The organism is Vreelandella halophila, from assembly GCF_019903425.1.
Taxonomy (GTDB): Bacteria; Pseudomonadota; Gammaproteobacteria; order Pseudomonadales; family Oleiphilaceae; genus Halospina; species Halospina halophila.
Genome location: NZ_JACHUZ010000013.1, coordinates 1,290,117 through 1,316,301 on the forward strand (window position 1 = coordinate 1,290,117; position 26,185 = coordinate 1,316,301).

Here is a 26,185-nt window from a genome sequence, read left to right on the forward strand (position 1 = left end):
GCCGGGGTGGAACCGGGTTCACTGTACCGTAACCACCTTGCTGGCGCGGCGGTAGCGGATCTTCCAGCCCTTCCAGCTGGGCAGTTCCCAGCGTTTGGGCGGCGTTTTGCGGGGGCCGTGACGGTAGTCCAGGGTGATGCGCCGGGCGGCAGGTTCATAGGTTGCATCCATGACCAGATCCCCCAGGGACAGGCGGCGGGGGTAACGCCGGTCGAAGGTCTCGCGCTCCCATTCCGGAATGCCCTCAAAGGCAAGATCCCCGGGTTCGATCAGGCTCTCGTCCCCGGGCTCCTCCACGCCCAGTGCCTGCAGGCGCTCGCAGAGCCATTGCCTGGGGGAGTCCGGAACGTCACCTTCTCCGTGTCCCAGGGCCACGTACAGCGCCCACTGCTGGATATCCGCCTGGATGCTCTCACCGACTGGGGTCAGCAGCTGCCCCTGCAGGATCAGCTCCGCGAGGGCGCTGCGCAGGTCCGCACCGGAGGGGGTGATGTCTGCTGAACTGACGACCCGGTTGGCATAGAGGCGCTCGCGGCGGACGCGGGGTTCGCCGTCCTCGAGGCGCATCTCCCCGAAGCGCACCTCGCCCAGATCCAGCTCGTCCAGTATGGACAGTGACACCGGCGCCAGGCAGGTGGCGATGGTGATGGTCTGGCGGTGGCCGCGTTTACCCGGGGTGCTGTATTCGTCCAGCACCAGGGCGGCTTCGGCGTCCTCCGGCAGTCGGGAGGCGTCATCCGGAAGGACCTCCCGGGCATCGTTGCCCATGGCCTGGCGGCGTTTCTCGCGCCGGACGAAGACCAGTTCCGGGGCCGCTTGCGCGATTGCCCGGCGCAGGTGAGCAGGGTCATCGAGGGGCGTCTCCGGAATCGATGGCAGCCCCAGGGCGTCCCGGATGCGTCCGGCGAGCTGGCGGGCTTCACGCCGCGCCTGCTCGTTCACGCTGAGCGGTGCCGGCGGCCGGGTGCGCAGCATGGCCACCAGGGTGCTGGCGTCGCAGGGGGTGGGCAGCCAGTCGCCCAGGGCGCGGCGCTGGTCCTCCTTGTCCGGGAAGCGGAACAGGCGTGGGCGGGTGCTCAGTGCGGCCGTGAGATCCGCCATGGCGCCCTGGGTTTCGGCATCCGGCATGGCCGAGATCAGGTGCGCAAAGAAACTGTCGATGGGGAGCTGGAACAGGCGCTGGCCGTAGTCGGTCGCAACGCCGTCTTCATCCACGGCACCCATGCGCTGGAGCTGCTCAAGCGCCTTGCTGTGGGCTTTCTGCGGCAGTGGGTCGGGGAAGCTCAGGCTGTGAGCGGGGGCGTTGGCGCAGCCGGCGGCCAGTACCAGCTCGGTCAGCTCCTCGCGCTGGATCTCCGGTGCGGTGGTGGCCTCCAGCGGTGCGCCGCGGCCCCAGAGCCGAATCGCCGTGCCCGCTTCGGTGCGCCCGGCCCGGCCACTGCGCTGGTCTGCCGAGGCCTGGCTGATGGCGGCCAGGCTGAGCACCGTGCGGCCGTTGCGCTGGTGGGTGCGACGCTCCAGGCCGGAGTCCACCACGGCGGTTACCCCGGGAATGGTCAGGGAGGTCTCCGCCACGTTGGTCGCCAGAATGACACGCTGGCCGTCGTCCTCGGCCAGCGCCTGTCTCTGGGAGTCGGCGTCCACGGTGGCATGCAGGGTCAGTACCGGGACGCCGGGATCGCCCAGGGCCTGCTCCGTATCACGGATCTCGCCCCGGCCGGGCAGGAATGCCAGCACCGGGCCGGACGTTTCCCTCAGTGCCCGCTGGATGGCCCGGGCCATGCGCTCCGCCAGATGGCGGCTTTCAGGCATATGGCGTTCATCCCTGGCGTCATGCTGGAGGGTTACGGGGAACCGCCGCCCCTCCGCCTCGATCAATGGCGCCTGCAGGTGGCGGGCTACGGTCTCCGCCGCGAACGTCGCCGAGGTGACAACGAGATGATGCTCGCCCCGGTGTTGGAGCAGGGCGAGCAGCAGGTCGGTGTCCCAGCGCCGTTCGTGGAATTCGTCCAGGACAACGGTCCGGAATCGCCGCAGCCCGCCTTCGCCCAGCCATCGCAGCGCCATGCCGGGGGTGGCGAAAACCAGTGGCGTGTCGCTGTTGCAGCGCACATCAAACCGGACGGCGTAGCCAATGCCCTCACCGAGGGCCGTCCCCTGTTGCCGGGCGAGGAAGCCGGCCAGTGCCGTGCAGGCCACCCGCCGGGGCTCGATCACCAGGGTGGCGCCCTGTTCGCAGGCCCAAACGGGCAGGCGGGTGGACTTGCCGGAGCCCGTGTCCGCGGTAACAACGGCGTGGCCCTGCTGCAGGGCGTCCATGAAGCGTGTACGGTGGGGATCAATGGGTAGTTGATGCATTCGGTTGCAGTCGAGCGCTGTTTGCAGGTTCAATGGACCAGATAGTAATGCGACTCCCATTCTAACAGTGGCTGGCCTAAATTGGCGGCAAGGGGGCGCCTGGAGTGCACGGAGCTGAACATGAACCCGAAACGCGGTATGACGGCGCCCCAGAGGCGCTCGTGACAACACTCGACGCGGCCATCAGCCGCCTTGCTGAAATCAATGCCGTTGAAGGCGTCTCGCCGGTTTTCGAGGCGCTCGAGGCCGCACAGCCCCTGATGTTCAGTTCCGAAGGCCTGGATGCGCTCTACCAGCGCGTGCCCGCCATTGAGGGGGCCGGTTTTTTTGGTGGCAGTGATTGGGACTACCCCCAGACCCTGGTGCCCTCGCTGGCCGTGCGCACGGTGCGATACGGCGAACCCACCGCAACGCTGGTCGAAATCCTGAGCCAGATCCGCCTGCTGGCAGTGGCCAGGGGCGACTACACCCATCCCTCCATCTCGGCGGAACATGCCCATCATTTTCTCGCCCAGGTGCTGGCGATGAATCTCGATCTGGTGGTCAGCAATCTGCAGGAGAGCGACCGGCTGCGACCCAATGAGCTGGGTTACGCCGTTCAGAATCTCTATCACTACCTGCTTCAGCACTTGGGCTATGGGAATCTTCTGGAGCACCTGGTGGCCGAGGTCTGGCGGATTCTGGCGCAGCGCCCGGTCCAGGTGGAGGGCGTCAAACAGATGGTGACGCAGATTGCCGTCTGTCTGCAGAAACCGGATGCGCTGGGCGGTGAGGTCGGCGACGACGCACTGCAACTGATCAACGCGGTGTTCAGCCCCACTGAAGCGTGCCGTGAAGATCCCGGCTTCGAGGTCTACTCGGAACGACTGGCGGACATGGACGACGCCGCCCTGCTGCAGGAGGCCATCGCCTTTGCGCAGGCCATGCACAGTACCGGTCTGGTGTCGGCCTACATGCCGGTGTTCATACGCTACCTGCGTGGTCGCTGGAATGCCCTGATCCCAACGGCGCTGGGTTTGAGTTACACCGGTGCCGACGCGTTTCACTGCTATCCGAAGTTGATCCACACCCTGATTGATGAGGCCCTGTTTCCCGAGACCAGCCAGTGCGCCTATGGCCTGGCCATGATGCTCGAGCGGGGTATTCTCTACGCGCCTCCGGTGGCACCGTCCCTGTGGCGCCAGTTACGACTGTCGCTCTGTGAAGCGGCGACCCGCAAGATTGAAGCCGTCTTTGGCAGCAGCCGTTCCCCGGAATGCTTTCTGCTCGCTGATGTACTCAACGTGCTGGGTCGGCCGCTGGGCGTGGGGCAGGGGAACTATCCGACCTGTCAGTCGACGCGCGCGCTGTCCATGTGGGCCTACAATATGCCCGCGGAACTGCTTCAGATCCTGGCCTGGGCAGCGCGTGATGACGAGGTTGTGATGCGCTTTGAAGGCAACAGTATTTCGTCGCGGGATCTGGGCACCGGCCTGGCTGCCGAGCCCCCGGTGGATGTGGACGCCGTTTCGCTGCTGACCGTGCCCCACCTGGATCGCATCTACTTCGAAATGGGTCGACGCAGCGCCGGGCGCGGAGAGGATCCGCACAAGTGGGTCAACGCCGAATTCCATGGTGATCGTGTGGGTCACGGATTCCGTATAGCAGTGGATGTGTTCACCGGCGGCCTGAAGGACTTTGAAGGGTTTATCCGCGACTTTTACGCGTCTTACCACCCCTTCTACAACGGCAATATTCCGGTCATCAATCCACAACCCGCCGGCATTGCGGTGACCGACAGTGCCACGCGCTTTCTCGGCTGGCACGCGATCACCATCCAGCGGCTTGCGCTGGATACGGATCAGACCATGCGTGTCTATTTTTTCAACCCGAATAACGACAGCGGGCAGAACTGGGGCCAGGGGATCGTTACCGCGACCCAGGGCCACGGCGAGCTCTACGGCGAAGCCTCGTTGCCGGTGGCTGAGTTCGCGTCACGACTGTATGTGTTCCACTACGATCCCCTCGAAAAGGGCGAGCCAGCCGATATTCCAACCGATGAAGTCAATCGGGCCATGCAACTGGCCCGGACGAGTTGGGCTCAAGGGCGTTAGCAGGCCCGGAATCCCCACAGCTGGCGTTGCCAATGCGACCGCCGGCTTTATTGCGAAACGCAAAAGGAGAACAACCAATGTCGAACGAACCACAAGCTCAAAAAAAAGACGTTTCCAGCTGGACCGACCCGACGATGGACTCGGTGCGCGGAACGGAAACACCCAAGGACCCGAATAAGGGCTACATCGCGCTGCTGGGCTGGAGCGTCAATGCGATTAAAGCGGCGCAGAAGTTTGATCGCCGCTACGTCGTGGTAGCGCCCGAGTGGGCCGCTGATTTCTGTGAAGCCAACAAGATCCCGTTCATTCCCTGGGATTTTGAGCGCCTGAACGATCGCTCGCTGGAGATTGCCGAGCGGTTGAAAAAAGAAGGGGTTGATGCCGCCGTCCCCCTGTTTGAGGAAACCGTTGAGTGGTCGGGGGCAATCAACTCAGTGCTCATGGACAACCCTCGAATGTACGGTCAGTCCATCCTGTTCCGGGACAAGGCCCTGATGAAGCGCCGCGCCCAGTTGGGTGGTATACGCGTGGGGATCTTCGAGGAAGCCCACGAAAAGGACGACATCATCCGCTTCATGAAGCGCGTTAACCAGACGCTGCTCAAGCTTGACGGTGACCCGGATGACCCGATTCACGTCAAGGCCTTCGACAAGGCCGGCTGCCTCGGGCACCGCATGATCCGCACGCTCGAAGAGATCGAGCACATACCGGACGAAGAGTATCCGCTGCTCATGGAAAGCCACCTGGATGGCTGGGAGTTTGCGGTCGAGGCCTGGATCCACGACGGTAAGATCCAGTTCCTGAACATCTCCGAGTACGTGACGCTGGGCTATTCGGTCTTTGTGCCCGCGACCAAGGAGCTGGAAAGCTGGCGCAATGCGATCACCAAGCAGATCGAGAAGCTGATCAAGACCTTCGATATCCAGTTTGGCCTGATCCACCCGGAGTACTTTGTGACCGCTGATGGTGAGATGTACTTTGGCGAGATCGCCTATCGCCCACCCGGGTTCAAGGCGTTCGAACTGATTGAGCGCGCCTACGGGTTCAGCGCCTATCAGGCGTCCATGCTGGTGTTCGATCCCAAGAGCACCAAGGAAGAGGTGGCAAACTTCTTCCCGAAGGAAGTGGAGGATGCCAGGGGCTACGCCGGATGCTTTGGTGTTTACCCACGCCATCGTGTCGTCAGCAAGCTGGAAATGCCGAAAGAGACCACGGAACACCCGTACTTCGAGTTCCACGAACTGACCGAACCCAAAGAGGAAACGGTGCCGGACCGATCAGCGTTTGGCACACACTGGGGTCTGGTCTTCTTCTTTGGGGATGACCCCATCAAGATGCGGGATCTGCTCAAGGCGCAGGAAGACCTGCACTTCTACGTCTAGAACAGTCCCATCTGCTCACCGCCTGGGCGCCGGAACAATCCGGTGTCCAGCGGTTCCTCCTCGTGCACATTCAGTCCAACCGCACGGCATTGACGCTCGAACCGCTGCCGGTAGAGCTTTGCCAGAACCCCTGTCCCGGTCATCCTCTGCCCCCATTCGCTGCTGTTGGTATTCCCGCCCCTGAGGTCACGGACACGGTTCATGACGTGGCTCGCCCGGTCCGGGTAGTGACGTTGCAGCCAGTCCTCAAACAACGGTGCCACCTCGTAGGGTAAGCGCAACAGGACCCAGCTGGCCCGCTGTGCACCATTGTCCGCCGCCGCGCTGATCATGGCCTCCATCTCGTGGTCATTGATGAACGGGATGATGGGGGCGGTCAGAACCCCTGTCGGCACACCTGCCTCTGAAAGCTCCCTCAATACCCGCAGGCGCGTGGCCGCTGCGGTGGCCCTGGGCTCCAGCTGACCCTTGAGGCGGTTATCCAGGGTGGTCAGTGAGATCCTTACCGAACAAAGCCCCATGGCGGCCATCTCCGAGAGCAGATCCTGGTCACGAAGGATCAGGCCGCTTTTGGTGATGATGGATACGGGGTGGCGGTATTCAAGCAGTATCTCCAGCAGACGGCGTGTGATCCGGTGCGCCTTCTCCGCCGGCTGGTAGGCGTCGGTGTTGACGCCCAGAGCGATCGGTGAGGGCTGATAGCGGGGGTGATCCAGCGCTGCCCTCAGTTTCTCGGGCGCGTTGGTCTTGGCCTGGATCCGGGTCTCGAAATCCAGCCCCGGCGAAAGGTCCTGGTAGGCATGGGAGGGCCTGGCAAAGCAGTAAATACAGCCGTGTTCGCAGCCCTGGTATGGGTTCACTGACTGGTCGAAAGGCACATCCGGCGACTCATTGCGGCTGATGATCGAGCGCGCCGCCACAGCCCGTGTGGTGGTCGGAGTTGCCCTGTCTGCTTCAGGTGCTGATTCCCCATCGATCCAGGGCTCGCTGACGCGGGTCTCGAACCGGTGCGGGATATTGGTCTGGCTGGCCCGTCCCCTCATTCCTGGAACTGTATAAATAAACAGCTTCTGGCGTCAAGAAGAGGGTATTGCCGGTGTTCCAACACGATTGAGAAAACCTAATAGTTCTATCGTTATACTTATATAGTATATAAAGAGGTTTCCTCCTATGATCTGCGTACTGGAGATAGCGACAGCCGGCGTCGATTCTCCAGAAACGATCAGCAATCACAGAAGACGGGGGAAACACCATGACACTTCAACTTGGCGATACAGCGCCGGATTTCACAGCGGAAAGCACCAAGGGAACCATCCACTTCCATGACTGGATTGGGGACTCCTGGGCTTTTTTCTTCAGCCACCCTGCGGATTTCACGCCGGTATGCACCACTGAAATGGGGCGGACCGCGCAGCTGGCCGATCAGTTCGAGCGCCGGTGCGTGAAACCCATCGGGCTTTCCACCGAGACCGCCGAGGAACACCTGAAGTGGATCGAGGACGTTAACGACACACAGAACTGCGCCCTCGACTTTCCGATCCTGGCGGATGCGGATTTCAACATCGCCCGCCTCTACGACATGATCCATCCGGGCGAGAGCGAGACGGCCGCGGTGCGCAGCGTATTCATAATCGATCCGGAAAAACGCATCCGTCTGACCATGACCTACCCGATGACCGTGGGTCGCAACTTCGATGAGATTCTGCGTGCCATCGACGCGCTGCAGACCAGCGACAACCGCACCTGCGCGCTTCCCGCTGACTGGAATCAGGGCGATGAAGTCATCATCCCGCCGTCGATTCCAAACGAGCGCGCGAGTGAACTCTTCCCGAACGGGTGGGAGGAGCTGCGGCCCTATCTGCGTATGGCGAAACTCTGAGGGCGGTAGGCCATCCCTGGTGCTGCGATAGCGGCCGGGGGTGGTCCTGCTACCACGCCCCATTGCTTTATATGTCATTTGGTATTAACGTTATAACCAAATAGGCAATCATTCATTAAGCTCACGATTCCTTTGGAGGCCGACATGAAAACGTTCGAGCGTTCCAGCAGCACAGGCGCTGGCAAGCCGGATGTGGCCGGGTTCTACGACACGCGGACTTTCAGCATTCAGTACGTGGTTTCCGATCCCGCAACCAGCCAGTGCGCCATCATTGATCCGGTGCTCGATTACGACGAGAAATCGGGCGCGACGGGGACCCATCACGCGGATGAAATCCTGGAATACGTGGCACGCCAGGGTCTGACGGTTGAGTGGATCCTGGATACCCACCCCCACGCCGACCACTTCTCGGCCGCCCAGTACCTTAAGGGCAAAACCGGCGCACCCACCGCGATCGGAAGTGAAGTGACCGCGGTCCAGGCACTGTGGAAAGACATCTACAACTTCCCGGACCTGGCAACTGATGGCAGTCAGTGGGACCGCCTGTTCAGTGACGGTGATCAATTCACCGTGGGTGAAATGGAAGCGAAAGTGATGTTCTCGCCAGGCCATACACTGGCCTCCATCACCTATGTGATCGGCGATGCGGCCTTTGTTCACGACACCCTGTTCCAGCCTGATTTCGGCACAGCGCGGGCGGATTTCCCCGGTGGCAGCGCCGAACAGCTCTGGGAATCCATCCAGGCCATTCTGGAACTGCCGGCAGAGACCAGGGTCTTCACTGGCCACGACTACATGCCCGACGGACGCGAGCCGCAGTGGGAAAGCACTGTTGGCGAGCAGCGCCGCACCAACAAGCACCTGGTGGACCAGAACCGGGAGGCCTATGTGGCCATGCGCAACGAGCGTGACAGCCAGCTGCCGATGCCGAAGCTGATCCTGCACGCGCTGCAGGTGAATACCCGTGGTGGTCGTCTCCCGGAGCCGGAAGACAATGGTCGGCGCTACATCAAGATTCCCCTGGACACCCTCTCTGGCGCGGCCTGGGGTGATTGAACGGAGGTTGCAGCAATGACAATCCAACAGGTTGAGGATGGCGTCGGACTTTCCGGCGCCATGACTGCAGAAGACCTGGAGAATGCGCAACAGCAGGGATTTCAGGCGTTGATCTGCAACCGGCGGCCTTCTGAGTCGCCGGAGCATGATGAACAGGCGCTTGCCCGGAAAGCGCAGAGTCTGGGGCTTTCGTGGACCTGCATTCCAGTGGCGACCGGCGAGTACTCGGATGCCGATGTGGCCGCCTTTCACGAGGCACTTGAAACCCTGCCGCGCCCGCTTCTCATCTTCTGTCGCAGTGGGCGGCGTTCCATCCATCTCTGGGCACTGGCCCGAATCCGCCATGACGTCGAGCCGCCGGAGACCGTACTGGAGCGCATGCGGGCTCTGGGCCATGACCCCGAGACCCTGCGTCCACTGCTGGAGCCGGCTGGGGGCAGTCCCGAGCCGGAATGACGTGAACCAACTGGAGACATCCCATGAGTGACCACACCGCAACGCCGGCGCCTACAACGACCCACCAGATCGTGATCATCGGTGGCGGGGCAGCGGGTATCTCCGTTGCTGCCAGTCTGCTCAAGCGCCAGCGCAGTCTGGATATCGCCATTGTTGAACCGTCGGAGGTACACAGCTACCAGCCGGGATGGACCATGGTCGGAGGCGGGGTCTTCTCTCCTGAGTCCACGCGTAGGCCCATGGCGAGTGTGATGCCGGATCGGGTGAGCTGGTATCGCACCAGTGCTCACCGTGTTGATCCGGCGAACCGCCAGGTCGCTCTGGGTGATGGCCGGATCCTGGGCTGGCGGCGGCTCATTGTTGCGCCGGGGCTGGATCTGGACTGGGATGCGATCGAGGGGCTCAGTGGCACGCTTGGCTGCAACGGCGTCACCTCCAACTACCGCTATGACCTGGCGCCCTACACCTGGTCACTGGTGCAGTCGCTGAAAAAGGGGACGGCCCTGTTCTCACAGCCGCCGATGCCGATCAAGTGCGCCGGTGCGCCGCAGAAGGCCATGTATCTGTCCTGCCACTACTGGCAGCGCCAGGGGCGGCTCAGCGATATTGATGTGCATTTCTGCAACGCAGGGGGTGTGCTTTTCGGGGTGAAGGATTATGTCCCAGCCCTGGAGCGCTATGTCGATCAGTATGGGATCCATACCCAGTTCCAGAATCGCCTGGTGGCCGTTGATGGCCCCTCACGGACCGCGCAGTTCGCGGTGAACGGGGATGACGGTGAGCATCTGGTGGAACGGCGCTTTGATATGCTGCATGCCGTGCCGCCGCAGAAGGCGCCTGGATTCATTGCCGAGTCCGGGCTGGGTAATGACGGAGGCTGGCTGGATCTCGACCCGGAGACCCTGCAGCACCGGAGTTACCCTGCGATCTTCGGGCTGGGTGATGCCAGTGGCACGCCCAACGCCAAAACGGCCGCGGCGGTGCGCAAACAGGCGCCGGTAGTGGCGGAGAACCTTCTGGCCACCTTCAGTGGTGACCCCATGTCGGCGGCCTATCTCGGATACGGCTCCTGTCCGCTGACCGTTGAGCGTGGGCGTATTGTGCTGGCGGAGTTCGGCTATGGTGGTGAGCTGCAGCCCACCTTCCCGAAGTGGATCAATGACGGCACCAAACCAACCCGCCTTGCCTGGTGGCTGAAGGCCGGTCAGCTGCCCTGGATCTACTGGCAGTTGTCGCTGAGAGGTCACGAGTGGCTGGCAAAGCCTGCAAGGCGCGACACGACCTGAACCGTACTGGGAGCTGAACAGGCATGAATCTGGAAAGATGGCTGCCACTGGCCAGCTGGCTGCGAGGGTACACGCAGGATACCTTCCTGCGTGATGCCATAGCGGCTGTGATCGTAACCCTCATGCTGGTGCCCCAGGCGCTCGCCTATGCGATGCTGGCGGGGCTGCCGCCAGAGGTGGGCCTGTACGCCAGTATGCTGCCGTTGGTGCTTTACGCGCTTCTGGGCACCTCGGCGACCCTGGCGGTCGGGCCAGTGGCTGTTGCCTCGCTGATGACCGCTGCTGCGCTTGGCAGCATCGCGGAGGCGGGCACGCCGGAGTATGTTGCCGGCGCCCTGGTATTGGCGGCTCTATCCGGTCTGATTCTGGTCGGTATGGGGCTTCTGCGGCTGGGGTTTCTTGCCAATTTCCTCAGTCATCCTGTCATCTCCGGGTTCGTGACCGCCTCCGGTATCCTGATCGCAGCCAGCCAGCTGCGCCATATCCTTGGCGTCGAGGCCTCTGGCCATAACCTGCTTCAGCTGGTCCCCGCACTGTGGCAGGGACTGGACAATGTCAGTGCTCTGACGCTTCTTATTGGAGGCGGTGCCTGGCTCTATCTGGTGCTGTGCCGGCGTCATCTTTGCCGTGGTCTGGAGCGTTTGGGGCTGCCGGGGCAGGCCCCGGAGCTGATGGCCAAGGCTGCCCCGGTTTCCGCTGTGATCGTGACGACGCTGTTGGCCTGGGGGTTCAATCTCAAGGCCGAGGGTGTGGAACTGGTGGGTAAAGTTCCCAGTGGTTTGCCGTCACTGGCGATGCCCAGTATGGATGGCGAGCTCTGGTCCACACTGCTGCCTGCCGCCGTTCTGATCAGCCTGGTCGGATTCGTGGAGTCGGTGTCAGTGGCCCAGACGCTGGCAGCCAAACGGCGCCAGCGGATCGATCCGAACAAGGAGTTGATTGCTCTGGGGGCTGCCAATCTTGGCGCTGGGGTCAGCGGTGGGTCACCTGTCTCCGGAGGCTTCTCGCGCTCGGTAGTGAACTTTGACGCCGGGGCCGTCACACCTGTGGCCGGTGCGCTGACAGCGGTGGGTATTGCGCTCTCCACGCTGATGCTGACCACCCCATTGGCCTTTCTGCCCAAGGCGACGCTTGCTGCCACAATTATTGTGGCTGTGGGAACTCTTATTGACATTTCCGCTATTCGTCGCACCTGGGCTTACTCTAGGGTGGACGGTGTGGCGATGGTGGCGACGCTGGCACTGACGCTTTTCCACGGTGTCGAGAGCGGCATCCTGACCGGTGTGGCGCTGTCGCTGGGGTTGCATCTTTATCGCACAAGCCAGCCCCACAGTGCCGTGGTGGGACGTGTTCCCGGAACTGAGCATTTCCGTAACGTTGAGCGCCACAATGTGGAAACGGAACGCCATCTGGCACTGCTGCGGGTTGATGAGAGCCTGTATTTCGCCAATGCGCGCTACCTGGAGGATACGGTTCTGGAACTGGTTTCCCGGCGGCCTGAGCTGCGCGACCTGGTGCTGACCTGTCAGGCGGTCAACATCATTGACGCCTCGGCGCTGGAGAGTCTTGAGGCGATCAACAGCCGCCTTCGTGATGCGGGGGTTCGCCTGCACCTGGCTGAGGTGAAGGGGCCGGTGATGGACCAGCTCCAGAACTCCGCATTCCCTCATGAGCTCAGCGGACGCATCTTCCTGAGTACCTATGAGGCCTGGCAGGCACTGGGGGGTGATGGCGGATCTGAAACGTCTGGTTGACCTTTTTTCCAGCGTGCGCCATCGCCAGAATTGAAATCGATAACCACTGTTATCTCGTCCTTCCGGAGGCTTTATGGATCTCGATCCCGTACTTCTGTCACGCATACAGTTCGCCTTCGTGGTGTCATTTCACGCCATATTCCCTGTGTTCACGATAGGGCTGGCCTCGTTCATCGCATTCCTTGAGACGTGTGCCTACGCATCGGGCAATTCGCTTTACACGCGCCTGTCAAAGTTCTGGATCAAGGTCTTCGCCGTGGTCTTCGGGATGGGGGTGGTCTCGGGCATTGTCATGTCGTTCCAGTTTGGTACGAACTGGAGTAACTTCTCTCAGGCTACGGCCAATTTTCTCGGACCGGTCCTGAGCTATGAGGTGGTGACGGCATTTTTCCTTGAGGCCGCTTTTCTTGGCATCCTTCTTTTCGGTCGTGACCGGGTGCCGGCCGGCATCTACCTGTTTGCCTCGTTCATGGTGGCCATCGGCACCTTCATTTCATCATTCTGGATTCTTTCCGCGAACAGTTGGATGCACACGCCTGCGGGAACCGTGATGGAAAATGGGATGCACCAGGTGGTTTCCTGGAGCGAGGCGATTTTCAATCCATCGTTCTGGTACCGGTTTACCCACATGGGGCTGGCGTCATTCCTGACAGGCGGGTTTGTAGTGGCATCACTCAGTGCCTGGTTCCTGCTGAAAGGACGTGAAGTTGAAGCCAACCGGCGCGCTCTGTCCATGTGCCTCTGGCTGCTGCTGGTCATCGCGCCCGCGCAGCTGTGGGTGGGGGACCTGCACGGCCTGAATACGCTCAAGCACCAGCCGACCAAGGTTGCCGCGATGGAAGGTAACTGGGAGACCTCGTCCAACGTCCCGCTGCTTCTGTTCGCCTGGCCGGATCAGCAGGCTCAGACCAATCACTGGGAGATCGGCATCCCCGGCCTGGCAAGCCTTATCCTCAAACACGACACGGAAGGCGTTGTGCCTGGTGTGTCAGCGGTCCCCAGGGATGAGCAGCCGCCGGTGGGGATCGTTTTCTGGTCCTTCCGTGTGATGGTGGGGCTTGGCATGCTCATGATCCTGTTCGCAATTGCGGGCCTTCTGTTGCGGCCCGGAGGCCGCTACTGGCGCAGTCGCTGGTTCCTCAAAGGGCTTGTTCCAATGGGCGTGGCACCGTTTGTGGCTGTACTCGCGGGCTGGTTCGTCACCGAAATCGGCCGTGCCCCCTGGTTGGTCTATGGACAGATGACGCAGGCTGAAGGCGTAACACCCTCTCTGACCGGCGGCATGGCACTTTTCACGCTTATCGGTTACATGGTGGTCTACGCCCTGGTCTTCACCGCCGGCCTCTACTACCTCGGACGGCTGTTTGAAAGCGGTGTCGAGGATGCCGGTCACGACCACAACCTCGATCACGAGGAAGTGGAACGGGCCAAAAGACCGTTTTCCGCCGCTCATGTCCCGCTTGAACACGAAGGAGGGAGCGTCTGATGGAACCCTTTGATTTGACCCTGATCTGGGCTGCGATCATCGCATTCGGCGTGATCATGTATGTATTGATGGATGGCTTTGACCTCGGCGTTGGCATTCTGTTCCCGCTGGCGCCGGATGAGGAATCACGTGATCTGATGATGAATTCGGTCGCGCCCGTCTGGGATGGCAATGAGACCTGGCTGGTACTGGGTGGGGCCGGGCTTCTTGCGGCGTTCCCGATGGTCTATTCGATCATGTTGCCCGCCCTTTACCTTGGTGTGTTCCTGATGTTGTCGGGTCTGATCTTCCGCGGTATTGCCTTTGAGTTCCGGTTCAAGGCCAACCGGTCACGTTACCTGTGGAATATAGCCTTCGCGGGAGGGTCGACACTGGCCGCGTTTGCTCAGGGTATGGTCGTGGGCAAATACATTGAAGGCATCAATACCGCCAACGGTGTGTTCGTGGGTGGGCCACTGGACTTCGTGACGCCCTTTACGCTGCTGACAGGGGTTGGCCTGGTGGCCGGATACGCGCTTCTGGGCAGTACCTGGACGGTTATGAAAACAGAGGGCGCGACCCAGGCATGGGCCCGGCGTATGGCAAAGCCGTTGCTTCTTGTGGTCCTGGCCGTCTTTGGGATTATCAGCCTGTGGACGCCATTCGTGGATGAATCAGTCCGTGAACGCTGGTTCTCGAATCTGCATCTGATATGGGTTCTGCCAGCATTGGCGCTTTTCTTCGCGTGGCGTATCTGGCACGGGATCACGCACAAGCGCGAGGGCTCGCCGTTTGTTGCGACCATGGGGTTATTCGTCTTCACCTATCTCGGGCTTCTGGTCAGTAAGTGGCCTTACGTTGTTCCTCCAGAGATCACGCTCTATGACGCGGCCTCAGCCTGGGAGTCGCAACTGTTTCTGCTTCTTGGGCTGCTGTTCGTGATCCCGATTGTGCTCACCTATACCGCTTGGACATACTGGGTTTTCCGGGGCAAGGTGAGGGCCGGTGACGGCTACCACTGATCCACGCGCCGGCGCGCGATGGCTGAGCCATTGGGCGCAGGATGCCAGAAGGTATCTGGCGCAGGGCGTGATCGCGGGCGTTGTGCAGGCGCTCGCCATGGTGGTTCAGCTCGGTTTGATGGCCTGGTTCGTGGATCGTCTTATCGTACACGACCAGCCAGTGGCGCTTGTCGCCACCGGTGGCGCACTGGCGCTGGCGGTGCTGGTGCGCAGCATTGGGCAGTGGGCTCAGGAGATGGCCGGTCTGCGGGCCAGTCACCGGGTACGGCGCCAGGTGCGCCGGGCACTTCTCAATGCCTGGGCCGGTGCGGGGCCGGTTGGCCTCAGTGGCTGCGACTCCGGCCGGCTGTCCAGTGAGTGGACCGAGCAGGTTGACGCGCTCGATGGCTACTACGCCCGGTTCCTTCCCCAGATGATCCTGGCGGTTATCGTGCCCCTCATTATTCTCACCGTGGTCGCGGCTCAGGACTGGCTGGCAGCGCTGTTCCTGCTGGCTGCCGCTCCCCTGATTCCGCTGTTCATGGCCTTGATCGGGATGGGGGCGGAGCGTGTGAACCAGCGCCACTACGAATCCCTTGCGCGGCTGTCCGGCCACTTCCTGGACCGTATCCGTGGCATGACCACCCTGCAGCTTTTCGGTCGCAGCGCGGATGCCGTAGCGGATGTCGCGGCGGCCACCGATCATTACCGGCGATTGAACATGGCGACCTTGCGGGTCGCTTTTCTTTCCTCGGCGGTGCTGGAGTTTTTTGCTTCCGTGGCAATTGCGGCGGTTGCGATCTATGTCGGTTTTGCGCTGCTGGGGATGATATCTTTCGGACCGGCAGACGACATGAGCCTGTTCAGCGGGCTCTTTGTACTTCTGTTGGCGCCGGAGTTCTTTCAGCCCCTCAGGCTGCTGTCACAGTACTACCACGACAGGGCCGCCGCGTTGGGGGCAGCGGCTCACCTGAGTGCGAGGCTGGTTGTCAGCGACAGTCTGGTCCCGCAGGCGGCGCAGGAACAACACCGGGAGCCTGACAGCACGGGCATCCGGGTGTCTGGACTGGGCGTGCGCTATCCCAGTGGGCGTGAGGTGCTGGGTGATCTGGATTTCGAACTTCCATCCGGGCAGACGCTTATTGTGACGGGCCCCTCAGGCTGCGGAAAGTCCACGCTTCTGGCGGTTCTCGCGGGATTCATGGCCCCCTCACAGGGAGACGCGAGAATCCGCGGGCAATCGCCGGGATCGATGCCGGTGGGCTGGATGGGGCAGAAGCCCTGGCTGGTGCCCGGGAGCTGGCGTCAGAACCTGAGGCTGACCGCGCCAGAGGCCAGCGAAGCGGCGATGCTGGAGGCGATTGCTCGGGTAGGGCTCAGATCTGTCCTGGATGGGCTTCCTGAAGGGCTTTCAACCCGGATCGGCGAGGGTGGCCTGGGGCTTTCAGGCGGTCAGGCCCGGCGTCTGGCACTGGCTCGTCTTTTCCTCACCTCATCCACCGTGATGCTGCTGGATGAGCCGACAGCTGGGCTCGATGAGGCAACCGAGGCTGAGGTGATTGAAGGCGTGCGAGGGATCATAGGGGGGCAGCGGCTCTGTGTCATTGCCTCCCATCAGCCGGCGCTGCGCGCGCTGGGAGACCAGCATCTGGCATTGGGGAGCACTCATCATGCGTGAACTCCAACCCTGGCTGCGCCTGCTCCAGCGCCATCGCCGGCAGTTGGCGGCGGGTTTTGTGTTGATGGCCGCAACGTTGATGGCGGGCCTGGGGCTTCTCGCTCTCTCTGGCTGGTTCATTACCGCCACTGCCATTACGGCACTGGCCTGGGCCGCCGGGCTGAATGCCAGTCTGAACCTCTATGCGCCGGGAGGGGGGATTCGGTTCTTTGCGCTGGCGCGCACGGCCAGCCGCTATTTTGAGCGTCTGGTCAATCATGATGTGGTACTCCGGCTGCTGGCTGATATCCGGGTAGAGCTTTTCCGCAAACTGCTCAGGGCCGAGGCATACAGCGCTAAGCGTTTGGGGTCGGCGGCCTTTCTGAACAGGCTGGTCAGCGACGTGGACACGCTCGATAATCTCTACCTGCGTCAGATCGCGCCTCCGCTGGTAGCTCTTGCAGCAAGCCTGGGGGCAGCCGGGCTGATTGCTGTGTTTGCCCCGGGGCTGTCACTGATGGTCTTGGGGGTTCTCTTGCCCTGGCTTGCCGTGGTGACGCTGGGCATAGCCTGGTGGACGCGTGGACATGGTGCAGCGGAAATGCAGGCCGCGGAGCGCCTGCGCAGTCACGCGCTTGCCGAACTTGAAGGGATGGCAGAGTTGTCCGCAGCGGGACTGCTGTCACACGATCAGCATGATCTGCTGGGTGAGGAGCACGCCCAGCGATACCGTCAGATGCAGCAGGAGACCTCGGCCATCAGTGGGCAGGCGCTGAATACGCTGGTGATCCACCTGCTGGTGGTGGCCCTGCTGCTGTTCGCGTCCCAGGCCTGGCAGGCGGGCCAGATCTCGGGGGCCGTGATGGTCCTTATTCCACTGGTCATCATGGCGCTGTCTGAAGGGTACCTGCCGCTACCCGGGGCGTTCGTGCGCTGGGGAGCGACGGAAGCGGCTGCCGAACGCCTCAACACTCAGGGCGGTTCCGAGCCAGACTCATCAGACCAACCGTCGGAGGTTGGTTTGCCCCAGCATCTCACGCTGACCTGGTCCCACATTGGTGTTGCACGAGGTGTACCGGCCGTTTTCGAGGATTTCAGCCTGTCGGTCTCACCCGGAGAGCGACTGGTCATAACGGGCGCGTCGGGCAGTGGAAAGTCCACCCTGGCTTCTTTGGCGGCCCGACTGACAGCACCAGATGAGGGACAGGTGCTGGTCAATGGTAATGACGGCGCCCTGTTTTCGCTCAGGGAGTGGCGTGAGCGCATCAGCCTGCTGACTCAGGATGCTCATCTTTTCAATGAGTCCATTGCCGCCAACCTACGGGTGGGAGATACCGGTGCGAGTGACAGCCAGCTGTGGCGTGTTCTTGAAGCGGTAGACCTGGCGCCGCTGGTAGCATCGCTTGATCAAGGTCTTGAGGCGCCTGTTGGTGAAGGGGGAGGGCAGCTTTCCGGTGGTGAGGGGCGACGTCTTGCGCTGGCGCGCGTGCTGCTGCGCCCGGCCTCAGTCGTCATTCTTGATGAGCCTTTTTCTGGGCTTGATGAGGCGACAGCGGAGCGAGTCTGGAAAGGCATTCAGCCCTGGCTCAGCGGTTGCAGCGTTGTGCTTATGCTGCACGACTCGATGCCCTTTATTGTGGCGGATAGAATCATTTCGCTGACGGTGGGTGGTGCGTTGAGCTCCCAGGTCAGCGTGTCGAAATGAATTCGTCCCTGAATTCGCAGTTAACAGCATTGTGGTTAGCCAACGGCTATGGACTAGAAGCGATTGATCGGTACCTTGAGATATACTTGGCCATTGCCCTCGGCGGGTGGCATTTCGCCGGCTCTCATGTTGACCTGAACTGAGGGCAGGATCAGGCGTGGCATGTTCAGTGTCGCGTCACGCTCGGTTCTCATTTTCACGAATTCATCCTCTTTGATGCCTTCGCGGACGTGGATGTTGCGTTCACGTTGTTCCGCAACCGTTGTCTCGTGGACAAATTCATCACGCCCCGGTGCCTTATAGTCATGGCAGAGGAAAATGCGTGTTTCTCCTGGGAGAGACAGGACCTTCTGGACGGAGTGGTACATGGTATGCGCGTCTCCCCCCGGGAAATCGCAGCGCGCGGTACCGGCGTCAGGCGCAAAGAGGGTATCGCCAACGAAGGCGGCATCGCCAATGACGTATGTCAGGCACGCGGGGGTATGCCCCGGGGTGTGCAGAACGCGCGCCTCGAGATTGCCGATGGTAAAGGTGTCCCCTTCACTGAAAAGCCGGTCAAACTGACTGCCATCACGGGCGAACTCAGTGCCCGCATTGAAGGCTTTTCCAAAAATATCCTGAACTTCCATGATCTTATGGCCGATGCCTGTCTGGCCACCCAGCTGCTCATGCAGGTAGGGGGCGGCAGAGAGGTGGTCAGCATGGACGTGGGTTTCGAGGATCCATTCAACTTCTAGCTGATTGTCTCTGATGAAACGGATGATCTCGTCAGCCGACCGCACGTCCGTGCGTCCCGCCGCGTAGTCAAAATCCAATACCGAATCGATGATGGCGCAGGCCCTGCTGTCAGGGTCCTGAACCACGTAGCTGAACGTGTTTGTGGGTTCGTCGAAAAAGTGTTGTACCTGTGGGCTATTCATAGCGTCGTCACCTCTGCACGGTTGATCACCTATTTCACAATTAGAACATTCTAATGATTATAACGATAGACTTAATCGAAATATTGAACCTCTACCTTTGATAGCTTGGCTCAATGAAAGTCGGATTGAATTCCGCAGCATTAAGGCGCAGCATAGTCTTTTAAGGAATAATGATATTCTTGGCAGGATTACAAATTCGGGAGATTGAGTCATGAAAGTCAATATCGGTGCTCTGGATCGCAGCATTCGTGCCATCGTTGGGGTGGTTCTGGTTGCCCTGGTTTTTACCGGACCTGAAAGTGCGTGGGGTCTGATCGGTCTGATTCCTTTGGCGACGGCTGCCATGGGCAATTGCCCGGCGTACAGCTTGATCGGGATCAGTACCTGCAAGACCGGCAACCGTTAAGGCGTGGAGTTAACCCGTTTCAGTGGACAGGCGCCGATTTAAGTTCATGGGTGTGTTCAGCATGCTCGCGGCACCAGCTTGGCTGCCCCGGATTGGCCTCCCTCTGGTGAGGCCAAAGAGTTAATCAAACTTTTAAAGAGAGGAAGAGGTCTATGAAGACGAACCAGTCGACCAAGCCAGCTTTGATGCTGGGTTTGGCGCTCAGCATCAGCCTGGGCGTGTCAGGTTGTTCCCATGTTCACTATGGGAATGAGTCGCCTGATGAGTCCTCCGTCAGTCAGGGCGCGTTGCAGCGAGGACAGCCGTTTGATACCAGCATTGATAGTGGGATGGCGCCTTTCGGCGATGTCATGACAAAGGCTGTGTCGAATTACAACCGGCCCTCGCCGTACATCGGAACAGGCGGCCGTGTATCTGCTGGTGCCATGCCAGAACTCAAGCAGATGGGCTTCAGAACCGTGGTCAGCCTCCTCACTCCAGAAGAGGGGCTGAGCGATGAGCGTGACGCGGCCGATGATGCAGGACTGGGGTTCCACGGCATCAGCGTATCTGGCGGGCCACCCACGGCGGACCAGGTGGATGAGTTCGCCAGAATCGTCTCGGAACAGAGCAATTACCCCATCCTCCTGCACTGCGCCAGTGGTAACCGTGCGGGGGCGATGTGGGCCCTGTACCGGCATCAAGTCGGCGTTCCGGCAGAACTCGCCCTGGAGGAAGGCAGGGCCGTAGGGCTCAAGGACAGCCTTGAACCGGGCGTGCGTGAGCGACTCGGCCTGGGTGCATCTGACTAGCTGATCAGTTCGAACTCCCGGCCCCGGGAGGGGTCGAAGAAGATACAAAAGGCAGCTCATGAGCTGCCTTTTCAGTATAAGCCCTGATGGCTTGCGCCTCGCGTCGGCAGAAATCCGCGACCGCTGGCCTCAGCTGCTCATCGCCCACCCAGTGGAAGGATTCGAACAGCTCCGGCTGGAAGCCGCGCTTGAGCTTGTGCTCGCCCTGGGCGCCGGCATCGAAGCGGCTCAGCCCGCGCTCGATGCACAGATCAATGCCCTGATAGAAGCAGGTCTCGAAGTGGAGCTGGTCGTATTCCTCGAGACAGCCCCAGTAGCGGCCGTAGAGGCGCTGCTCATCGTGCAGGAAGAGAGCAGCGGCCACGTAGTGCCCCTGGTGAACGGCCATGACCAGGGTAAGCTGTTCCGGCATGCGATCCGCCAGGTACTGGAAGAAATCCCGGTTCAGGTAGGGGCGCTGGCCGCGCTTGAGATAGGTGGCCTGGTAGAACACATGGAAGGCTTCCAGGGCGTTTTCCGGAATGCCGTTGTGGCCGGAGTAATGGCGGAATTCAATGCCCTGGTCCGCCACCAGGCGCCGTTCCCGCCGGATCTGCTTGCGCTTGCGCGATTTCAGGGTGGCAAGGAAGGCCTCGAAGTCGGCAAACCCGGGGTTATACCAGTGGAATTCGCAGCTCAGCCGGCGGAGCCACTGGTCCCGGTCCAGGCAGCGCCGGGATTCGGCGTCCGGAAACAGCAGGTGCCAGCTGGAGGCCGAGCCGGCTTCCGTTTCAGCCAGAATCGCCTCCGTGCCACGGAATCCGGCGCTGGTGCCGTCCGCCTCAGGGTGCAGCAGCAGGCGCGGGCCCTCGCAGGGGGTGAAGGGCACGGCGCTCAGAAGCTTGGGGTAGTACTCCCGCCCGTAGTGCGCCCAGGCCTCGGCCCAGGCCCAGTCGAAGACGTATTCGCCAAAGGAATGGTGCTTACGGTAGCAGGGAAGGGCCGCCATCAATTGGCCCTGGTCATTCCGTTCAATCCAGTGGTGGGGTGTCCAGCCGGTTGCCGTGGCGGTGCAGCCGGTCGCCTCCAGCCCGTACAGGAACTCATGGCGGAGGAAGGGGGAATCGGTTCCCTGCAGGCGGTTCCACTCCTCCGGCTCAATGCTGCCGAGGCTGTCTATGAACGCCATGATGCCCTCCCTATTGGGCCGGTATGGTCAGCAGCGCGGAAGCGAGCCCGAAGTAGACCAGGATGCCGGCGACGTCCGCAATGAAGGAAACCACGGGAGCGCTGGCGGTGGCCGGGTCCATGTTGAGCTTGTTGAGCACGAACGGCAGTGACATGCCGATGAGGCTGCCGCTGAGGACCACGATGATCATGGTCAGAGACACCACATGGGCCAGTTCGATGCCGCCCCGGTAGAGCCCGATCGCGGCCACGGCGGCCGCCATGGTCAGCCCCAGCATCAGCCCGAGTCCGATCTCGCGCAGCAGCATGCGGAACCAGTCGCGGCTGATGACGTCGCCGGTGGCGATGGCGCGCACCATGAGGGTGGCGGACTGGGAGCCGGCGTTACCGGCGCTGGCGATCAGCAGCGGCAGGAAGAACACCAGCCCGACATGGGCCTGGATGGTGTCCTCATAGAGCGAGATGCTGGCGCCGGAGAACACGTTGGCGAACACCAGCAGTACCAGCCACATGATGCGCTTCTGGTAGAGGGTGGTCAGGGCGGTTTCCTTGAGACTGCCGGGCAGGTCGCCGACGCTCGCGCCCTTGTGGATGTCCTCTGTGGCCTCGGCCTCCTGCACGTCCATGGCATCGTCGTGGGTTACGATCCCGACCATGCGGTCCTCGTCGTCCACCACAGGGATGGCCAGCAGGTCGTAGTCGGCGATCAGTCGGGCCGCCTCGGCGCTGGGCGAGTCCGTATGAACATTGACCACCTCGGTCTGCATCAGTTCCTCGACCAAATCCCCCGGCGAGGCCACGACCAGCCCGCTCAGGGTGACGATGCCGAGCAGGTGACGTTCGGTATCCAGCACGTAGGCGACGTAGATGGTTTCCTTGTTCAGCGCCTGCAGGCGCAGCCGTTCAATGGCCTGGCGGGCGCTGATGTGCGCCGGAACCGTGGCGTACTCGCTGGTCATTACCGAGCCGACGGTACCCTCGGGGTAGCTGGTCAGGCGCAGCAGGTCCTCGCGCTCGGCCTTGGCCAGGGCGGGCATCAGCGCTTCCTGGACGTCCTCGGGGAGCTCCTGGTAGAGGTCGGCCCGTTCGTCGGCGTTCATGTCCGTCAGCAGCCGGGCCTGGGCATGGCGGCCCAGGTGCTGGACCATGCTCAGCTGATGGGACGGCTGCATGTAGGGCAGGATGCGCGCCTGGGTGCGGCGGTCGAGCTGGTCGAACAGGGCGTAGGCTGTTTCACCGTCGAGCTCGTCAATAACCCCACCGACTTCCGCCGGGTGGCGGTTATTGAGGAATTCAACGGCGCCATCAATGTCGCCCTGGTCGAGCAGCGTCCGGACTTCGGATTCGAGTTCGGCGGTTTCGGTCATGGCCGTCTCCGGTCAGTCGGTGTTCAGCGCTGCCAGATCCTCCTCGGAGAGCATCTGTTCAAGGGCCGGGGATGCCCGGGTGCGGAAGCGCTCCTGCGCATGCTCGATCACCAGCACGGCAACATCATGGTTCCGGGCGTAGTCCAGAGTGTCGTCCACGCCCATCACCATGAAGGCCGTGGCCAGTGCGTCCGCCCTGCGGCTGCTGGAGTGGAAGACACTGACCGAGGCCAGCGAATGCGTAACCGGCCGTCCGTCGCGCGGGTCAATGGTATGGGAATAACGCTGCCCGTCCACTTCAAAATAGTTGCGGTAATCGCCGGAGGTGGCCAGCGCCATATCCGCCAGTGGCAGTATATGGCGTGGGCTCTGCGGTCCGTCACGGGGGACCTCAATGCCGATCCGCCACGGGGTGTTCTCCGCCTTGCGCCCGCTGGCCAGCAGGTCGCCACCGATGTTTACTAGGTGGTTTTTATGGCCACGCTCTTCCAGCAGGTCCGAGACCCGGTCCACGGCCTCGCCCTTGGCAATGGCCGAAAGATCCACGAACAGGTCCGTCATGCGCCGCGCCCGGCTGGCGTCCGGGTCGATTTCAAGGTGGGCGTGGCCGACCTGTTCCAGGCGCTTCTCAATGGTGGCATCAGGGGGCACCTCTGTGGGGCGGGCCTCGGGGCCGAAGCTCCAGAGGTTGACCAGCCCGCCGATGGTGGTATCAAAGGCTCCCCCGGTGCGTTCCGAAAGGTCATCAGCCGCCTGCAGCACATCGATCACCCCTTCAGGCAGATCAACCCATTCGCCCGGCGTAGTGCTGTTCAGGCGCATGAGGTCGGAGTCATCGCGATAGGTGGACATGCCCTGGTCCACCTTCTCCAGCACCCTGCGCACCGCCTTATGCAGGGATTTCCTGCGGTTTTCGGGGAGTTCGCCGGCAACACTGACCTGGTAGAAGGTACCGAAGATCCGCCCTTCAAGTTGGGTGACGGCCGGCGCCTTGGTTTCCGCTTTTTCGGTCTCCCCACAGGCGGTCAAAAGCACAGCTGCGACTAAAAGAACAGCAAACCGGACGAACAGCGGGGCGGTGCAACGTTGCATGACAGCTCCGGGCAGGTGAGCGACTTGGCGCATTATACCCGCTGCGCGCGGGCTTAACATCCGGGGGGCGGATACAAAAAAGCCCGGCCGGAGCCGGGCTTTTGTGGCGTAAGGAAAGCGGCGATCAGCTGTCGCTGTCCGCCATTTCCTCTTCCGCTGTCTCGACTTTTTCCAGAATGGTGTCGAGGATTTCCTGACCTTTCTCGCCGGATTGCTCCAGATAGATCTGGCGCACGTCCTTGCTGGCTTCGCGGAAGACGTCGCGCTCTTCCTCGGTCAGCTCAACCCACTCGGTACCGCCCTCGTCGAGGATGACCTGGAGACGCTCCTCGTTGTACTCGCGCTGCTTCTCGTCGATCCAGGAGACCATGTTGTCACGCACGTCCTCGATCAGTTCCTGGCGCTCTTCCGGCAGGTTCTCGAACCAGTTGTTGCCTGCCGCCAGAGTGCTGATGAACTGGGCGTGGCGTGCGGAAGTCAGCACATCCTGTTCCTCGTAGAAGCTCATTTCCTCGATGGCGAAGATCGGGTTCACCTGACCGTCGATCTGACCCAGCTGCAGGCCGCTGTAGACCTCGGAGTAGGGTGTCGGGGTCGGGTTCGCGCCATAGGCCTTGTAGGATTCCACCAGGATCGGAGAGGTCATGGTGCGGATCTTGAAGTCCTCAAAATCCTCCGGGCTGCGCAGGGCCTTGTCGCCACTCCAGACCATCCAGCCTTCCGGAACGATACTCAGCAGCTGCAGGTCTTTTTCGTTGTACAGCGGCTGGAAAAGGCCGTAGACCTCGGGATCGGACAGGACCTGGCGGTTCACGTCCGGATTCTCCGACAGCACGAAGTGCAGCGTGAAGATGCCGACTTCCGGGATGGCGTCCGCCAGGTGGCCCGGGGAAGCAAAGGCAATCTCAACAGCACCGTTCTGGAGCAGTTCAGTCAGCTGTGAGGATGTGCCGAGGGTCCCGTAGGGGTAGACCTCAACTGTGACCTCACCGTCAGTGCGCTCCTCAATGCGGCTCTTGAATTCCTGGGCGTAGGCGTCCTGGACGCTTCCCTCAACTTCTTCCAGCGCAAAACGCCAGGTGTCGGACTCCCGCTCTTGCGCCAGCTCTTCGTCACGGTCCATTTCCTCCTGCGACTGGCCTTCCTGGTCGCTGGTGGACTCACCACCGTCGGAGCAGCCGTAGAGAAATGCCATGGCGAGCAGCATGATCAGGCCCGTAAGCCATTGGCGAGGTTGGTTCATACCCTGTCTCCCTCTGTTGGATTTTCTTTTTGATCCACATTAAACATAACACATCTTTACAGAAGCAAAAGTGGTGAAGGCGAATTTCCCGCATCCGAGTAAAGCAATGTTGCCGAACCCCGGATCGTCAGACTATTGTTACGCATGAGCGGCCTGCGGAGAGTCCCATGACGGACCAACCCCAAGCCGGCCACGATGGTGGCTGGCGTAACGCCCTTAAGGCGCCCTTTGACTGGATTGACTCGGGTCTTGACTGGTTTGAGCGCAGTGCGCTCATTCTGTGTGTAGGTGGCATGGCGGCGGTGACGGTTGCCAATGTCATCACCCGCAACCTGTTTGGTTTCAGCCTGCAGTTTGCCAACGACGTGGCCCAGATGCTGCTGGTGGCAATCACCTTCCTGGGGATCGGCATCGGGGCCCGCCATGCCCGCCATATCCGGGTTTCCGCACTGCATGACCTGCTTCCCCATCTGGGCCAGAAGATCCTGCTTGTGTTGGTGAGCTTCACCACGGCATGGCTGCTCTTTTCCCTTGCCGATTTCGCCTGGAACTACGCGAACTCGGTACAGCGCACCTGCCGTGTGCTCCCGGAAGGCATTGATCTGGGGCTGTTCACGGTGCCGTTCGGAACCATGCCTCTGGTGGCGGGCATTCTGTTAACGCTCGTAGGTCTTGCCTTGGGCGGGCACCTGATCCGGCTGATGAGTGAGCATGGCGCGCACCTGCTTGCCCGCCTCGAGGGCCTGCAGCGTCAGGCGGTGCTGTTGGCGGGGCTGATCGTGCTGGTACTTGTGGCCTGGAGTGCCTTCCACCTGTTCATTGGCATGGTTGAAGCCCGTTCCGGCAGCTGCCGGGTGACTTCCTCCACTGGTTTTCCGGTCTATCTGAACTACATGGTGGTGCCGCTTGGCTTTCTGTTCGGGGGCATCCAGTTTTTCCTGGCCGGGGTCCGCAACCTGATCAGTCCTGAGAACTACCTGTCCTGGTACCAGAAGGATGAATACGAGGAAGAGGGCGTTGACCCGGGGATGACCGGCGGCTTCGATCCCGAAGAGAACCTGACGGAGGATCGCGACCGTGGGTGAACTGATTGAATGGCTCAACCTG

At 61.5% G+C, this 26,185-nt stretch carries 21 protein-coding genes; 14 read left to right on the plus strand and 7 right to left on the minus strand.

Annotated features, from left to right (window positions below):
• Positions 1 to 18: 18 nt before the first annotated feature.
• Positions 19 to 2,358 carry a helicase-related protein gene (locus H4I92_RS10275; RefSeq protein WP_077530499.1) on the minus strand — a complete coding sequence of 780 codons (2,340 nt, stop codon included), beginning with the start codon at positions 2,356 to 2,358 and terminating at the stop codon, positions 19 to 21.
• 161 nt (positions 2,359 to 2,519) lie between these two features.
• On the opposite strand from H4I92_RS10275, the gene H4I92_RS10280 reads away from it, so the two are divergent.
• Both H4I92_RS10280 and H4I92_RS10285 read left to right on the plus strand, forming a co-directional pair.
• A complete protein-coding gene (locus tag H4I92_RS10280; protein WP_245800870.1) occupies positions 2,520 to 4,451 on the plus strand; it encodes a hypothetical protein in 1,932 nt (643 codons plus the stop codon).
• A 134-nt stretch (positions 4,452 to 4,585) separates the two neighbouring features.
• Positions 4,586 to 5,833: an ATP-grasp domain-containing protein gene (locus tag H4I92_RS10285; RefSeq protein ID WP_143512798.1), complete on the plus strand. Its 1,248-nt coding sequence runs from the start codon at positions 4,586 to 4,588 to the stop codon at positions 5,831 to 5,833.
• On the opposite strand, the gene H4I92_RS10290 is transcribed toward H4I92_RS10285, so the two are convergent.
• Positions 5,830 to 6,876 carry a PA0069 family radical SAM protein gene (locus H4I92_RS10290; RefSeq protein ID WP_077530502.1) on the minus strand — a complete coding sequence of 349 codons (1,047 nt, stop codon included), beginning with the start codon at positions 6,874 to 6,876 and terminating at the stop codon, positions 5,830 to 5,832. The two genes, H4I92_RS10285 and H4I92_RS10290, sit on opposite strands and share 4 nt — an antisense overlap.
• Positions 6,877 to 7,085: 209 nt before the next feature.
• Between H4I92_RS10290 and H4I92_RS10295 the strand changes: the two genes are divergently transcribed.
• The 9 genes from H4I92_RS10295 (at position 7,086) to cydC (ending at position 18,092) form a co-directional block, all read left to right on the plus strand.
• Entirely contained in the window at positions 7,086 to 7,712 is a 627-nt protein-coding gene (locus H4I92_RS10295) for a peroxiredoxin (protein WP_077530503.1), read from the plus strand.
• Between the two features lie 144 nt (positions 7,713 to 7,856).
• Positions 7,857 to 8,768, plus strand: coding sequence for an MBL fold metallo-hydrolase (locus H4I92_RS10300; protein WP_077530504.1), 912 nt, complete (start codon positions 7,857 to 7,859; stop codon positions 8,766 to 8,768).
• Between the two features lie 15 nt (positions 8,769 to 8,783).
• Positions 8,784 to 9,224: a protein tyrosine phosphatase family protein gene (locus H4I92_RS10305; RefSeq protein ID WP_077530505.1), complete on the plus strand. Its 441-nt coding sequence runs from the start codon at positions 8,784 to 8,786 to the stop codon at positions 9,222 to 9,224.
• A gap of 23 nt (positions 9,225 to 9,247) precedes the next feature.
• Positions 9,248 to 10,510 carry an NAD(P)/FAD-dependent oxidoreductase gene (locus tag H4I92_RS10310; RefSeq protein ID WP_077530506.1) on the plus strand — a complete coding sequence of 421 codons (1,263 nt, stop codon included), beginning with the start codon at positions 9,248 to 9,250 and terminating at the stop codon, positions 10,508 to 10,510.
• A gap of 23 nt (positions 10,511 to 10,533) precedes the next feature.
• The gene (locus tag H4I92_RS10315; protein ID WP_077530507.1) at positions 10,534 to 12,264 is read left to right on the plus strand and encodes a SulP family inorganic anion transporter; all 1,731 of its coding nucleotides are present in this window, start codon (positions 10,534 to 10,536) and stop codon (positions 12,262 to 12,264) included.
• A 73-nt stretch (positions 12,265 to 12,337) separates the two neighbouring features.
• Positions 12,338 to 13,750, plus strand: coding sequence for a cytochrome ubiquinol oxidase subunit I (locus H4I92_RS10320; protein ID WP_077530508.1), 1,413 nt, complete (start codon positions 12,338 to 12,340; stop codon positions 13,748 to 13,750).
• The gene (cydB, locus tag H4I92_RS10325; RefSeq protein ID WP_077530509.1) at positions 13,750 to 14,751 is read left to right on the plus strand and encodes a cytochrome d ubiquinol oxidase subunit II; all 1,002 of its coding nucleotides are present in this window, start codon (positions 13,750 to 13,752) and stop codon (positions 14,749 to 14,751) included. The genes H4I92_RS10320 and cydB overlap by 1 nt, the downstream gene beginning before the upstream one ends.
• Positions 14,735 to 16,408, plus strand: a complete 1,674-nt coding sequence (gene cydD / locus H4I92_RS10330; RefSeq protein WP_077530510.1) for a thiol reductant ABC exporter subunit CydD — start codon at positions 14,735 to 14,737, stop codon at positions 16,406 to 16,408. The genes cydB and cydD overlap by 17 nt, the downstream gene beginning before the upstream one ends.
• Entirely contained in the window at positions 16,401 to 18,092 is a 1,692-nt protein-coding gene (cydC, locus tag H4I92_RS10335) for a thiol reductant ABC exporter subunit CydC (RefSeq protein ID WP_077530511.1), read from the plus strand. The genes cydD and cydC overlap by 8 nt, the downstream gene beginning before the upstream one ends.
• Positions 18,093 to 18,145: 53 nt before the next feature.
• Here cydC and H4I92_RS10340 read toward each other — a convergent pair whose 3' ends face one another.
• Entirely contained in the window at positions 18,146 to 19,012 is an 867-nt protein-coding gene (locus H4I92_RS10340; RefSeq protein WP_077530512.1) for an MBL fold metallo-hydrolase, read from the minus strand.
• A gap of 211 nt (positions 19,013 to 19,223) precedes the next feature.
• Between H4I92_RS10340 and H4I92_RS10345 the strand changes: the two genes are divergently transcribed.
• Complete coding sequence (locus H4I92_RS10345) at positions 19,224 to 19,418, plus strand: YgaP family membrane protein (protein WP_077530513.1); 195 nt, start codon at positions 19,224 to 19,226, stop codon at positions 19,416 to 19,418.
• A 350-nt stretch (positions 19,419 to 19,768) separates the two neighbouring features.
• The gene (locus H4I92_RS10350) at positions 19,769 to 20,209 is read left to right on the plus strand and encodes a protein tyrosine phosphatase family protein (protein WP_262411580.1); all 441 of its coding nucleotides are present in this window, start codon (positions 19,769 to 19,771) and stop codon (positions 20,207 to 20,209) included.
• Positions 20,210 to 20,213: 4 nt separating this feature from the next.
• Here H4I92_RS10350 and H4I92_RS10355 read toward each other — a convergent pair whose 3' ends face one another.
• From H4I92_RS10355 to H4I92_RS10370, 4 genes are all read right to left on the minus strand, one after another.
• Positions 20,214 to 21,377 carry a GNAT family N-acetyltransferase gene (locus H4I92_RS10355; protein WP_077530515.1) on the minus strand — a complete coding sequence of 388 codons (1,164 nt, stop codon included), beginning with the start codon at positions 21,375 to 21,377 and terminating at the stop codon, positions 20,214 to 20,216.
• A 10-nt stretch (positions 21,378 to 21,387) separates the two neighbouring features.
• Positions 21,388 to 22,743, minus strand: coding sequence for a magnesium transporter (mgtE, locus tag H4I92_RS10360; protein WP_077530516.1), 1,356 nt, complete (start codon positions 22,741 to 22,743; stop codon positions 21,388 to 21,390).
• Positions 22,744 to 22,755: 12 nt separating this feature from the next.
• On the minus strand, positions 22,756 to 23,835 hold the full coding sequence (locus H4I92_RS10365; RefSeq protein ID WP_077530517.1) for an FAD:protein FMN transferase: 1,080 nt from the start codon (positions 23,833 to 23,835) through the stop codon (positions 22,756 to 22,758).
• Between the two features lie 124 nt (positions 23,836 to 23,959).
• Positions 23,960 to 25,078, minus strand: a complete 1,119-nt coding sequence (locus H4I92_RS10370; RefSeq protein ID WP_077530518.1) for a TRAP transporter substrate-binding protein — start codon at positions 25,076 to 25,078, stop codon at positions 23,960 to 23,962.
• A 167-nt stretch (positions 25,079 to 25,245) separates the two neighbouring features.
• Here H4I92_RS10370 and H4I92_RS10375 point away from each other — a divergent pair, with 167 nt between their 5' ends.
• Positions 25,246 to 26,163: a TRAP transporter small permease gene (locus H4I92_RS10375; RefSeq protein ID WP_077530519.1), complete on the plus strand. Its 918-nt coding sequence runs from the start codon at positions 25,246 to 25,248 to the stop codon at positions 26,161 to 26,163.
• The last annotated feature ends 22 nt before the right edge of the window (positions 26,164 to 26,185 follow it).